The organism is Corynebacterium jamesii, assembly GCF_046097395.1.
Lineage (GTDB): Bacteria > Actinomycetota > Actinomycetes > Mycobacteriales > Mycobacteriaceae > Corynebacterium.
Genome location: NZ_CP175789.1, coordinates 17,363 through 30,831, shown reverse-complemented (window position 1 = coordinate 30,831; position 13,469 = coordinate 17,363). Strand labels below are relative to the sequence as shown.

The 13,469-nt window shown below is 62.8% G+C and carries 11 protein-coding genes; all 11 read right to left on the bottom strand.

Going from position 1 to position 13,469, the window contains the following annotated elements; translation table 11 throughout:
• Positions 1-58: 58 nt before the first annotated feature.
• The gene (locus tag ACKFRT_RS00140; protein ID WP_296214263.1) at positions 59-940 is read right to left on the bottom strand and encodes a CoA ester lyase; all 882 of its coding nucleotides are present in this window, start codon (positions 938-940) and stop codon (positions 59-61) included.
• Complete coding sequence (locus tag ACKFRT_RS00135; RefSeq protein WP_296214261.1) at positions 933-1,433, bottom strand: MaoC family dehydratase; 501 nt, start codon at positions 1,431-1,433, stop codon at positions 933-935. Before ACKFRT_RS00135 ends, ACKFRT_RS00140 begins: the two co-directional genes overlap by 8 nt.
• Before the next feature lie 83 nt (positions 1,434-1,516).
• A complete protein-coding gene (locus ACKFRT_RS00130) occupies positions 1,517-2,686 on the bottom strand; it encodes an acyl-CoA dehydrogenase family protein (RefSeq protein ID WP_408925313.1) in 1,170 nt (389 codons plus the stop codon).
• A 101-nt stretch (positions 2,687-2,787) separates the two neighbouring features.
• Entirely contained in the window at positions 2,788-4,887 is a 2,100-nt protein-coding gene (locus ACKFRT_RS00125) for an acetyl-CoA carboxylase biotin carboxylase subunit (protein ID WP_408925312.1), read from the bottom strand.
• 48 nt (positions 4,888-4,935) lie between these two features.
• Complete coding sequence (locus ACKFRT_RS00120; RefSeq protein WP_408926107.1) at positions 4,936-6,507, bottom strand: carboxyl transferase domain-containing protein; 1,572 nt, start codon at positions 6,505-6,507, stop codon at positions 4,936-4,938.
• A 218-nt stretch (positions 6,508-6,725) separates the two neighbouring features.
• Complete coding sequence (locus tag ACKFRT_RS00115; RefSeq protein WP_408925311.1) at positions 6,726-7,340, bottom strand: TetR/AcrR family transcriptional regulator; 615 nt, start codon at positions 7,338-7,340, stop codon at positions 6,726-6,728.
• A gap of 58 nt (positions 7,341-7,398) precedes the next feature.
• Positions 7,399-8,304, bottom strand: coding sequence for a hypothetical protein (locus ACKFRT_RS00110; RefSeq protein WP_408925310.1), 906 nt, complete (start codon positions 8,302-8,304; stop codon positions 7,399-7,401).
• A complete protein-coding gene (locus tag ACKFRT_RS00105) occupies positions 8,282-9,163 on the bottom strand; it encodes a hypothetical protein (protein ID WP_408925309.1) in 882 nt (293 codons plus the stop codon). The genes ACKFRT_RS00110 and ACKFRT_RS00105 overlap by 23 nt, the downstream gene beginning before the upstream one ends.
• Before the next feature lie 115 nt (positions 9,164-9,278).
• A complete protein-coding gene (gene purH, locus ACKFRT_RS00100; RefSeq protein ID WP_408925308.1) occupies positions 9,279-10,931 on the bottom strand; it encodes a bifunctional phosphoribosylaminoimidazolecarboxamide formyltransferase/IMP cyclohydrolase in 1,653 nt (550 codons plus the stop codon).
• A 25-nt stretch (positions 10,932-10,956) separates the two neighbouring features.
• Complete coding sequence (purN, locus tag ACKFRT_RS00095; RefSeq protein WP_408925307.1) at positions 10,957-11,523, bottom strand: phosphoribosylglycinamide formyltransferase; 567 nt, start codon at positions 11,521-11,523, stop codon at positions 10,957-10,959.
• Positions 11,468-13,213, bottom strand: a complete 1,746-nt coding sequence (locus ACKFRT_RS00090; RefSeq protein WP_408925306.1) for a DUF6350 family protein — start codon at positions 13,211-13,213, stop codon at positions 11,468-11,470. The genes purN and ACKFRT_RS00090 overlap by 56 nt, the downstream gene beginning before the upstream one ends.
• Between the last annotated feature and the right edge of the window lie 256 nt (positions 13,214-13,469).

The window sequence follows — 13,469 nt, the reverse complement described above, 5'->3', positions numbered from 1 at the left end:
AAAGTCGGGTGGGCGGGCGGAATGGGCGGGGTGAATAAGCGGGGTCAGCAAGGGGGGACTAGCGAATCCTGGCAGCAATCACCTCGGCCTGGCGCAGCAGGGGCGCATCGATCATCTGGCCATCCAGCGCAAACGCCCCGGAGTTCTCGGCCGCCCCTTCGATGACCCGGCGCGCCCAAGTGGCTTGCTCCTCGGTGGGCGCGTAGGCCTCGCGGATGACGGGCACCAGGCCGGGGTGGATCGAAACGGTGGCAACGAAACCACTGGCGGCTGCGTCGATGGCCTCGGCGCTAGCACCTTCCGTATCCTTCGTATCGGCGTGGATGGAATCCAGCGCCACGATGCCCGCCGCGGCCGCGTGCAGCAGCACCATTGCACGGGTCAGGCGCGGGACCTCGCGGTAGCCTCCCGGGTGGCCGGACGGCCCGCCGCCGGGGGTGGGATCCTCGTCAGCACCGTAACGGGAGCTCGTCCCGCCCAGTGCCGCAGTGAGGTCCTCGGCACCCCAGAACAGGGCCACCACCTGCGGGTCTGCGGCGATCTCCGTGAGGTTCACCACGCCCCTGGGGGTTTCGATCAGGGCGATTGCGCGAAAGTCTTTGGGAAGCGCACGTCGGTTGGAATCGGCGTCACCAAGAACAAGAGCGCTTTCCACCTTCGGCACCATCACGGTCCTAAACGGCGAGTCCGTGACGGCGGCGAGGTCGTCGGCGAAATCGGGCGAATCGATGGGGTTAATGCGCACGATGGTGCACTCCGGATCCAGGTCCGCGTGGATTACGTTCTGCCTGGCCTCGGCGCGGTTCTCGGCGCGGCAGCCGTCCTCGAGGTCGAGGATGACCATGTCGGAACGGTCGGCGGCCTTGGCGAAGCGCTCGGGGCGGTCAGCCGGGGCGAACAGTAGCGCGGGGCCTTGTGGTAGCCATGCGGTGTTAGACATCGTCACCCGAACCTTCCGGCGCGCACTGCATCAGGGTCTTGCGGGTGGCCTTGCACACGATGGTGCCGTCCTGGTTGCGCCCGATGTGCTCCAGCTCCACGATGCCCTGCCCGGGGCGCGACTTCGACAGTCGCTTACCCACGCAGCGCGTTTCGGCGTACAGGGTATCGCCGTGGAACATGGGCGCGGGGAAAGAAATCTCGCTGAACCCAAGGTTGGCCACGATGGTGCCCAGGGAAAGCTGGCTGACGGACAGGCCCACCACCGTGGACAGGGTGAACATGGAGTTCACCAGCCGCTCGCCACGGAAGCCATCCTGCGTGGCAGCCCATGCCGCGTCGATGTGCAGCGGCTGGGTGTTCATGGTCATGGTGGTGAACAGGGTGTTATCCGCCTCGGTGACGGTGCGCCCGGGTTGGTGCCGGTAGACCACCCCCTCGGTGAACTCCTCGAACCACAGGCCGCGCTGCACAACTTCCTTTTCTGCGCTCATTGTCGCTGGTCTCCTTTATTCTCCGCTTGCTTACTGGTGCTTTTATTGACGCCTTGTCGTCCCCGCGCCCATCGACGTGTGTCCTACACGCCCAGAGCTCGGGCGATGAGCATTTGCTGCACCTCGGTGGTGCCCTCACCGATCTCGAGAATCTTGGAGTCGCGGTAGTGGCGGGCAACGCGGTATTCGTTCATGAATCCGTAGCCACCGTGGATCTGTGTGGCATCGCGGGCGTTATCCATCGCCGCTTCGGAGGCGACCATCTTGGCGATGGAAGCCTCCTTGCTGAAGTTCTCCCCCGCGGCCATCTTCGCCGCAGCGGCGTACCAGGCCTGGCGAGCGGTCCATGCGCGGGCCTCCATGCGGGCAACCTTGAAGCTGATGGCTTGGTACTCGGAGATCGGCTTGCCGAAGCTTGTGCGTTCCTTGGCGTAACGCACACACTCATCCACGCAGCCCTGGGCAGCACCCGTGGCCAGCGCAGCGATGGCGATGCGACCTTCCTCGAGGATGGACAGGAAGTAGGCGAAGCCGCGACCGCGCTCGCCGACGAGGTTCTTCTCCGGCACACGAACGTTGTCGAAGGTCAGCGGGTGGGTGTCGGAGGCGTTCCAGCCGACCTTGTTGTAGGAGGGCTCAGCAGTAAAACCAGGAGTTCCGCTAGGCACGATAATGGCGGAGATTTCCTTCTTCCCGTTCTCCCGCTGACCGGTGACGGCAGTGACAGTGACCAGGGAGGTGATATCCGTGCCGGAGTTGGTGATGAACTGCTTGGAGCCGTTGATGACCCACTCGCCGCCGTTGAGCTTGGCGGTGGTCTTGGTCCCGCCTGCGTCCGAACCGGCCTCGGGCTCGGTCAGGCCGAAGCCCGCCAGGTTCTTACCTGCCACCAGGTTTGGTAGGTAAGTCTGCTTCTGCTCGTCGCTGCCGAAGCGGTAAATAGGCATGATGCCCAGGGAAACTCCGGCCTCGAGGGTGATGGCGACGGATTGGTCTACGCGGGCGAGCTCCTCCAGGGCCACACCGAGGGCCATGTAGTCGCCGCCCATGCCGCCGTATTCCTCGGAGATCGGCAGACCGAAAAGCCCCATTTCTCCCATTTGGCGGACGACATCGTAGGGGAAGGTGTGGTCCCGGTCGTGCTGTGCGGCGACGGGGTCGACCACACGGTTAGCGAAGTCTTCAACTGCGTCGCGCAGCTCGTGCAGCTCGTCGGAGAGGTAGGGGTTGCGGTTCTTGGTGCTCTGGCTCATGGTTTGGGTCCTCTTTCTGGGTTGGGTTGCGGGGTTGGGTTTCTGGGTTGGGTTTCTGGGTTGGGTTGCTGGGTGAGGAGGATGCGTGTGAATTGAGGTTCTTAGCTGTCGCCACCATCGGCGACAATGACCTCCGCCAGGACTTCTCCGGTACCGACCTTCTGCCCGACGGTGGCGTGGACCTTGACTTGCCCGTCGCGGGTGGCCTCGAGGGTGTGCTCCATCTTCATGGCCTCGATGACGATCACAGGCTGCCCCTCGGTGACCTCGTCGCCGTCGGCAGCCTCCACGGCGATGACCGTGCCGGGCATGGGGCTCAAAATGTCCGGCGACTCTTCCGAGCTGGCCTCCGCGTCGTTCGCAGTGCCGGAGAACACCTCCACCACATGCGTGCCGTGCGGGCCGGTGATGCTGCCATTAGCAGTGGCGCTCCACTTTTCGGCTGGACTACCGTCGAGTGAGAGTCTCCATTCGGTGGCGTTGCCCTGCGGGTTGGCTACTGCCCGGATGCGCCTGGTCTCGGCCTGTACCCGTGCATCCTCGTCCTCACCGCTGGTCAGTGGTGTGAGCTGGACCTCCCAGATGCCGTCGCTGTACTCCGCGCGGGCTTCCACCGGTGCCGTGACGCCACTGGGGTCCGCCAGCACCAGCCGCAGCGGGGCGCGATGCCCAGCACCGCGCCAACCGTCGCGCGCGGTCCATACACTGCCCAGCGGGGATGCGGAAGTCTTTGCTTCGGACGCCCCTTCGGCCCCGCCAGCCAGCGCCCCAGCTAGGTGCAGCAGTGCGACGGCGAAAGTATCTGTGGGAACCTCCCGGGGCTGGAACTCTTCGACGATGGAGTCGAGAAGACCGGTGTGCAGATCCCCCGCCACGACTTCCGGACGGGTGACCAGGAAGCGGTTGAAGTCGATGTTGGTGGTGAGCCCCTCGATGCGGGTGTGGGAAAGCGCCTGGTCCAGGCGCTCTAGGGCTGCTTCACGCGTGTCGGCGTGGGTGATAATCTTCGCCAGCATCGGGTCGTAATCGGAGCTGACCTCTTGGCCTTCCACCACGCCGGCGTCCACACGAACCCCTTCCCCGCGCGGCCAGGAAAGACCCGTGATCAACCCGCCGGTGGGCAGGAATCCTGCGGCGGCGTCCTCGGCGTAGACGCGGGCTTCCACCGAGTGTCCGTTGAGCTGCACGTCATCCTGAGTGATGGGCAAGGCCTCGCCACGGGCCACGCGGATCTGCCACTCCACCAGGTCGCGACCGGTGACCATTTCGGTGACTGGGTGCTCGACCTGCAGGCGGGTGTTCATTTCCATGAAGAAGAAGCGGTCGGGCTGCTTAGCGGAGACGATGAACTCCACGGTGCCCGCGCCGCAGTAGCCGCAGGCCCTAGCTGCGTCGCAGGCAGCCTCGCCGATCTCCTGCCTGGTCTTTTCGTCCAGCAGGGCCGACGGCGCCTCCTCAATGACCTTCTGGTGGCGGCGCTGCAACGAACATTCACGCTCTCCCAGGTGGATGACGTTGCCGTGGGAGTCGGCGACGATCTGCACCTCGATGTGCCGGGGCGTGTCCACGAAATGCTCCAGGAACAGCGTGTCGTCACCGAAAGAACTAGCGGCCTCGCGCCGGGCGGAAACCAGCGCACTGGCCAGCTTCTCCGGCTCCTCCACCAGGTGCATTCCCTTGCCGCCACCGCCAGCGGAAGGCTTGATCAGTACCGGGAAGCCCACCGAATCGGCGGCGTCGATGATCTCCTGATCCGTTAGGTTCGGCCGGGAAATTCCGGGCACGGTCGGCACGTCGCGGGATTCCACGGTTGCGCGGGCGGTGATCTTGTCGCCCATCTTGTCGATGGCTCCGGCCGGCGGGCCGATGAAGATGATTCCCTCGTCTTCGCACCGCTTAGCAAAGGCCGCGTTCTCCGAGAGGAATCCGTAGCCCGGGTGGATAGCGCCGGCGCCGGTCGCCTTTGCGGCGTCAATAACTTTGTCGATGTTTAGATAGGACTCCGCGGCGGCGGCAGGGCCCAAACACACAGCCTTGTCGGCAGCGTGCACGTGCGGGGCGGCGAAATCTGCCTCGGAGTAAACGGCTACGGCCTTCAGCCCCATGCGGTGCACGGTGCGGATCACGCGCAGAGCGATCTCGCCGCGGTTGGCGACCAGCACTGTATCGAACGGGCCGGTGAGAGCATGTGTGTCACTCACGTCTGTTTCTCTTTCTTGTGGTGGGTACGTAGGTAGCTTGAACAGGAGTTACATGCGGAATACGCCGAAACCGGTTTCCTCGCGCGGAGCCTGAGCGCAGATGTCGAGGGCCATGGCGAGGGTGCGGCGGGTGTCCGCGGGGTCAATCACCCCGTCGTCCCAGAGGCGAGCCGTGGAGTACCAGCAGGTGGACTTTTCGTCGAACATCTCCCGGATGGGTGCCTCGAAAGCTTCTTGCTCCTCGGCCGACCACTCCTCGCCCCGGCGCTCGATCTGCGCGCGGCGGACGGTGGAGAGGGTCATGGCCGCCTGGGGGCCACCCATTACGGCGATGCGTGCGTTCGGCCACATCCATAGGAAGCGTGGCGAGTAAGCCCGCCCGCACATCGAGTAGTTGCCCGCGCCGAAGGCAGCGCCGGTGACGACGGTGAGTTTGGGCACTGATGCAGTGGCCACTGCGTTCACCATCTTCGCCCCGTGCTTCGCAATGCCGCCCTCTTCGTATTGACGCCCCACCATGAATCCGGTGGTGTTCTGCAGGAAGATGATGGGAATGTTCCGCTGCTCGCAGAGCTCAATGAAGTGTGCGCCCTTCATCGCGGCTTCAGCAAAGATAATGCCGTTGTTCGCAATCACTCCAACCTGGTGGCCTTCCAACCGGGCAAAGGTAGTGATGATGCTATTGCCGTATTCGCTCTTGAACTCCGACAGACTGCCCTCGTCGCAGAGCGTCTCAATAACCTCGTGCGCGTCGTAGGGAATCTTCGGGTCTGTGGGCACGATGTCGTAAAGATCCTCCTGCGGGCGCGGGGCCGGCACGGGAGTGCTGCGCTTCCAGGGAGTCGGCTTGGATTCCGGAAGGGTCTCGACGATGTTGCGCATGATCCGCAGCGCGTCTTCGTCGTCGGCTGCCAGGTGATCCGTCACGCCGGAGATGCGGGAGTGCATCGCACCGCCGCCGAGTTCTTCGGGGGTGACGTCTTCACCGGTAGCAGCCTTCACGAGCGGTGGGCCGGCCAGGAAGATAGTGCCCTGGTTTTCAACGATGATGGTCTCGTCGCTCATGGCCGGAACGTAAGCACCACCTGCGGTGCAGGAACCCATGACTGCGGACAGCTGCGGGATCCCCTTGGCCGACAGGTTGGCTTGGTTGAAGAAGATGCGGCCGAAGTGGTTGCGGTCTGGGAATACGTCGTCCTGCTGCAGCAGCATCGCGCCGCCGGAATCCACCAGGTAGATGCACGGCAGGTGGTTCTGCTCGGCGATCTCCTGGGCACGGAGGTGCTTCTTCACAGTCATCGGATAGTAGGTTCCGCCGGAGACGGTGGCGTCATTAGCTGCGATCAAGCAGAGGCGACCGTGCACAAGCCCGACTCCGGCGACGATGCCCGCCGCCGGCGCCTTACCGTCGTACATCTCCTCGGCGGCTAGCGGCGCGATTTCCAAGAACGGGCTGCCGGGGTCTAGCAACAGACGGATGCGCTCGCGTGGCAGTAGTTTGCCGCGGTCGGTGTGGCGCTTGCGAGCCCTCTCCCCTCCTCCGGCTTGAGCGCGGGCGAGGCGCTCACGCAGTTCGTTGACAAGTTCGCGGTGACTCGGGATTCCGCGCGGCTCGGTCAGATCTGCGGCTGCCGGGGCGGTTGAGTTGGCAGTAGTGGTTTCCACGTGTGCAGCTCCTTGAAAGGTGGCGGGATTGTGATGGGAGCGATTACCCACACTCCCCACATTCAGTTACAAGCAATTAACTAACTTGTTGACGCCACTCTATGTGAGCTAAAACACTTTGGCTAGGAAATCTAAAAAGTTTCCCCTAGTGAACTACCCCCGTATGGTGGGACCTACTCCAACCCCACTGCCGCGCGAGCCGCAGCTAGCATCTGCCTCCGCGCCAGCGCGGTAGACGCCCATCCGCGAATAACCTCAGAAGAATTAATCATGCCCACCACCAACTGCGCAGTGATGCGCCCCGCCTCTCCCTGATAATGCGAATCCATTTTCGCTAAGGCCTCAGCAAAGAGCTTGAGATAGCTCCCCTGGACTGAGCGCACACACCCTCGACCCGCTTCCCCCATGCGGAAAAGTTCGCGGTTATGCAAGCGAATTAGCTCTGGTTGCGACAGCGCGAAGTCCACCTGGAAGTCGATTAGCACCGCCAAGCGCTCCCGCGGATCGGTCAAGCCATCAACAATTTTCTGCGCCTCCGAGAGCATGTGTTCCGAGATGCCTGTCATTAGCTCGGTAAGGATCTCCTCTTTACCCGGAAAATGCCGGTATACAGCCGGCCCGGAGATCCCGGCCGCTTCCCCCACCTCTTCCAAACTCGTGCCATGAAAGCCCTTGTTTGCCATGATCCTCGCAGCAGCACGCAGAAGCTCCACTCGGCGATGTTCCTTCGCCGCTGCGCGTGCAGATAGGCCTTCGGTGTTAGGTTCGGCAAGATAATGAGAGCTCATAACCCCGACCTTACCGATTAAGAAACATTAACCGAAAGAATTGGTTTTTATATGCCGCCTAGCATGCCGCTGCCGGCAGACTATCCACCTTTGAATGCAGAAACTCTGCCGCCGCTGTCAGCTCGCCTTGCCCGGACTCGTAGCTCCCGTCCGGGCTTTCCACCGCTATAGCCACTGCCACGTAGCTGGCACCGTCCGACTTCGGAATCAAGCCGAACTGACGCAGCCCGTAAGCACCCGTTGGGCCCGGCCCCCAGCCGCCCTTGAAGATCGCCCCCGGAATCGTACCCAGGCCATAGCCACCGCCATTGCTGATGTTCCCCATCGCCGCAACCACTGGCTCCGCACCCTGGATACACCGCAGGTGAGAAGCGAAATTCGCTTGCTCACTTAGCGACCAATCGCTCTGCCCGAAGGAGCTAAACCCCGGCCGCACCACCTGGGATTCCACGCGTGCTGTACTGCCGCCCTCGGCAATTACCGCACCGGTTGCCTCTGCCGCTTGTTCCGGGGTGCCCAGCGATCCCCATAGAGTTTCCGCAGCTGCATTGTCGGAGTTCTGGATCGCCTGCGTCATCGCCCCCTGCAGGCTCGGATCATTCCGCAGCGCAGCAATCGCGATTGGCACCTTCGCGGTCGACCACGGAGCCACGGACGTATCCCCCGCGCCACCCATCCCGGCCACTGCGATGGTCGCGGCACCGTCGTAGCCGAGCTCCCCGCGCTGCTCTTCCTGCGGTTTTTCTGGTGTGGACGCCCCAGTGGTCGGCTGCGGACCACGGGACTGAGGCTTCCCGTCCTGTTGGGCTGGGCGGGACTGGTTTGACTGGTCGGAGACGGTGGCGTCATCCCTTTCCACATCCCCAATCGTGCAACCCGCAACGGCAACGCTCGCAGCGCAGAGCACGGCGGCGACCAGGCCGCGTCGAACCGTGCCGAGCCTACGAGATGTAGACGATGGCATTGTTTCCTCCCGTGCAGGTCACGTACTTACCGTTATCCCTGCACTTCATGGAGTAACTCTGTCCAGTGACAGACGAATACGCAGACACCGTGCCGCTCGTGTTATCGGTATCCAGGTAGTGGGTCACGAATGCATCGCGTACGGCCACTGCGAAAGGCTTAGAAGTAAGGTCGCTGCCGGTGTAAACGTTGTTGAAGTCACCTGCGGGCTTGCTTTCCTCGGCTGCGCTGTTGGCCGGCACGGCACCGGAGGGCAGCTTCGGATTGGCCGGGCGGGAGCTTTCCTCATCCTCATTGGCCTCGTCCGTGGCTTCTTCCTCTTCAGATGCGGCATCTTCGCCTTCCGCGGTGGCGTCCTCGTCGTCGGCGCTCTCGCCTTCTGCACCCTCCGATTGGGAGGAGCTGCTCGCAGCCTTGCCATCTGCGCCGCCTGTGCCGTCTGTTCCGTTCTTGTCCCCAATCCAGCCCATGTAATATGCCGCCCCCGCGACCAGGGCAATAGCTAGAAGCGCTGCCAGAATGATGCCCAAGATGGGCAGGAACTTGCTTTCCTTCTCCGACTCCTGTGCGTATGCGTACTGCTGGGCTTGCTGGTCGGGCTGGTATTGGGGTTGCGGGGGCTGCTGATACTGCTGCCCCTGCCAGTTCTGCTGCGGATTCTGGGGCGACTGCGAAGCCTCCCACTGCTGCCAGCGCTGCTGGCTCTGATCCCCCTGTGCCCCCGGGGCGCCGCTCTGTTGCGCCGGCACTTGCCACTCATTCTTCCCCGCAGCCTGCTCGTGGTGGCGGTACTGGGGTGGCTCCGGCTGATCTCGGTTGTTCTTCCCGAGGCCGGGATCGGTGGGTTGCTCGTCGGACATAACCGGGGAACTCCTGCGTTAAAACGTATTGTCAGTAGTAAAACTAATACAACTTTAGGCGCTCCCCCAGGCTCGCGGGTAGCAAACTGCGAAGCCCGCCCCGCGAATACGCACTCTAGTGCGCGAAGTGGCGCTCACCGGTGAGATACATGGTGACGCCCGCCTTCTCCGCCGCCTCGATGACCTCCGCGTCGCGGACCGAGCCACCCGGCTGAACGACTGCTCGCACGCCGGCCTCAGCCAGCACCTCGAAGCCGTCGGCGAAGGGGAAGAAAGCGTCCGATGCAGCGACGGCGCCCTCAGCACGCTTCTCATCGCCAGCCAGGGAGTTTGCACGCTCCACAGCCAGCTTGGCAGCGTCCACGCGGTTAACCTGACCCATGCCCACGCCCACGGTGGCATCGTCCTTAGCCAGCAAGATTGCGTTCGACTTCACCGCCCGCACGGTGCGCCAAGCAAACTCCAGCTCGCGCAGGGTGGCTTCGTCGGCGGCTTCCCCCGCGGCCAAGGTCCAGTTGGCCGGAGCGTCGCCCTTCGCGTCGATGGCATCAACCTGCTGTACCAGCAGGCCACCGGAAATCTCGCGGCCCTGCAGCTCGGCCTCTTCGCTCGGCGCCTCTGCCTGCAGGATTCGAATGTTCTTCTTCTGGGACAAAATCTCTACGGCACCATCTGCGTAGCCCGGCGCGATGATGACCTCGGTGAACACCTCAGCCACCTGGTTAGCCATCTCAACACTGACCTCGCGGTTTACGGCAATCACCCCGCCGAAGGCAGACATCGGGTCGCAAGCGTGAGCCTTCTTGTGTGCATCGGCAATGGACTCGTCGGAAACGGCAATGCCACACGGGTTGGCGTGCTTGATAATGGCCACGGTCGGGCGCTTGTGATCCCACGCAGCACGCCAGGCGGCATCTGCGTCTGTGTAGTTGTTGTAACTCATCTCCTTGCCGTGGAACTGCTTGGCGCCAGCCAGGCCGGTGCCATCGGAGTACAACGCAGCGGCCTGATGCGGGTTCTCGCCGTAGCGCAGCACGTTGGCGCGCTCGTAGGATGCACCGATCCACTCGGGGAACTGCACGGTCTCTTCTTCCGCTTTACCCTCAGCGCCCTGAGCCGCAGTCTGCTCCCCCATCCAGGTGGCCACGGCTACGTCGTAGGCGGCGGTGTGGCGGAAGGCGTCTACGGCCAGGTCGGTGCGCTGTGCACGGGTGAAGCCCCCGGCGTTGGCTGCGGCCACGACGTCCTCATAGCGGTTGGGATCCACTACCACAGCCACGGACGGGTGGTTCTTCGCCGCAGCGCGCACCATGGACGGGCCGCCGATGTCGATCTGCTCCACGCACGCATCAAAGTCCGCACCGGAAGCTACGGTCTGAGTAAACGGATACAGGTTCACAACCACCAGCTGGAAAGCCTCGATGTCCAGATCTTCCAGCTGCTTCAGGTGATCTTCCTTGCGGGTATCGGCCAGGATGCCAGCGTGCACGCGCGGGTGCAGGGTCTTCACCCGCCCCTCCAACACCTCCGGGAAGCCGGTCAGCGCTTCTACCTCGGTCACCGGCACGCCGGCTTCTGCGATCTTCTTGGCGGTCGAGCCGGTAGAGACGATGTCGACCCCTGCGGAGTGCAGACCCTTGGCCAGCTCCTCCAGGCCGGTCTTGTCGTACACGCTAATCAGCGCGCGACGGATCTCCTTCTTCTCTGCGCCATTGTTTTCTGCGCCGTTCTTATTTGCGCCGTTGGTTGCTGTGGTGCCATCACTCATTGTTGTGGATCCTGGCCTTTCGTTCCTAGAAGGTTCGCTGGTCTGAAAAATCGTGCAGCACCTCTACCAAGAGGGCGCGCTCAACCTTTTTGATTCTTTCATGCAAGCTGTCGACCGTGTCGTCACCCGCGACCTCTACTGCCTTTTGGGCGATGATCGGCCCCGTGTCCACGCCACTATCTACAACATGAACTGTAGACCCGGTTACGCGAACACCGTAATTTAGTGCGTCTTCGACGGCGTGCGCGCCGGGGAATGCAGGCAGTAGCGCCGGGTGGGTATTGATGATCTTCCCCTCGAAGCGCTCCACCACGCGCGGTCCGATGATGCGCATAAAACCCGCACTGACCACCAGATCCGGCTTGTAGCTAGCCAGCTTGTTTGCCAGCTCCTCGTTCCATCGATCCCGGTCGGTCTGCTTCGGTACGTACTCGACCAAGAAGTTTTCTATCCCCGCACGCTCGGCGCGATCCAGGGCCTCGCACTGCCGGTCACTGCCCACGGCAAGGATCTCCACCCGTGAACGATCGACGTTATCAATCACGCTCTGGAGCAGAGTCCCCGTCCCGCTCGCCAGAATTACTATCTTCATCGTCTGTGCTCTCCTCTGTGACTTCTGTGCTTGCTGGCCCTTCTGGGTCTTCTGGATCTTCTGGGCTCTCTGGGGCTTCTGGGCCCTCTGGGTCTTCTGTATCTTCTTGCCCCTTCTTATCGACGCCCCCATCATCCCCTTCTTTCGGCACCTCCGTAGGGGCGTCATCCCCAGAAGAGTAAGTTTCCTCGCTGTCCGCGGCATCAGTGGTCCGCTTAGCGGGAGCGGGCTCTACTACCTCAGCCTCCGGAATATCCTCGACCACAGCTTCACCACGGCGAGCAGTGAAGAACATGATCACCACCGCGGGCAACAGTAGCCAGGCGGCAAACTCCACCGCGAAGAGCCACTCAACGGCTCCTGCATGGCCGTATACGCCTAGCTCACCACCAGCCAGCCATGCAGCGCAGAAACCGATTAACCCGGCACAGGCACCCGCACCCACCCCCTGCAGCAGCGGCGCCTCTACATAGGATCGGCCACGCAGGAACGTGTACACACATCCCACCGCCACGCAGGCAGGAACAGCCAACAACAGGGGACCGAACGGGATCTGATTGTTCGGAATGGCCGCCAAAATCGGCAGCGGCGGCAGGTTCACATTGTTCGCGGTAAACAGGCTCACGGCTCCGTTGCCGACGTGGAACTCCCCACCCAGCAGCACGGAGATCGCGCCAACCACCACATTCGGCACGTACAGCAGCGCCACGAATGTCAGCCCGACCGCCCCCATTGTGGATGAGGTGATGTCGTAGGCCTTGCCGAACGCCTCCAGGTTCGTTAGCAGGTACACGAGGGCTGCCAAGGCTCCGGCCGCGCTCATCCATTTGAGGAAGCGACCGGCCAGCAGCATGGACTCTACCGGCCAGGTGGACCATCCGCGGCGCAGCAACAGTGCGCGCCACACGCGGGCTCGCATGCCGATCACGATCGCCGCACCATTGACCAGCGCCGTGGCGATCAGCGCCACCAGCAAGTTCGGCGGGGTGATGTCGTACACGCGCGAGGCGTCCCACAGCATCAACCACGCAATACCCGTCAGCACCATGGGGATAAGCAGGCTCAAGGTAGTAAACACCCGCAGCCCGCGCACGCTAATCGAATTGCCCAACACCGTCGTCGCCCGCTTCGCGTGCCCCCACACCAGCAGCAGCGCCGGCAACAGTGGCACAAAACCCAGCGTGGCCCCCGCCATCTCTACCGGCGCAAGGTTAAACACCATCCACATCGAGGCGATAGCTGCAGGCATCTTGTTAAAGCCAGCGCCGATACCGATGAGTACGGCGATGATGGCAATCACGCCCACGGTCACCGCGTGATTAATCATCAGCTGGGGTCCGAAACGCTTGACGTGGGGTTTCCACTTCGACCACCAGCTGCCCACTGTGGCCTTTACGCCACCGGGAGTGTCTTCAGCGCCCGCCCTAGCAGTGGACTGTGGCGTGCCCTTGGTAGCAGCCTTGGTACTAGCGGAGCCGGAGGCCGACGTGGTGCCCGTGGAGCCCGTGGCACTCTTGGCCGTGTCGGCCGCTACGAAGCGCTCGTGCCCACTCCCCTTGCCGCCAGCCGTGCTCTTGATCCTGCTTGCGTCGCCGCCGGCCGACGTCCGCCTGGTGCGGCTGGAGCCGGGGCGTCGGGAAGACGCAGATCGTCGGGATCCGGGTCGTTGGGATGCAGAATCTTTACTCACCCGTCCTATTGTGCCTAAGAGTCACCGTCACCTGGCGGACTGACCCACCTTCTTTACCGCCATAAGCAGACACGCCTAATGTTCTACTTGAAGGTTTGGAGGTAGCGTAATAAAGATCACTACCACGAATTCTCGCTAAGAAAACGCGAAGAAAAATGCCTAGAACTGGGCAAATGAATCGGCCGTCAACAATCAGCTCTACCCCGCTACCCCCCGCAACGTAATCGAAGCGTTATTTTCCACTAATTTAGTTGCT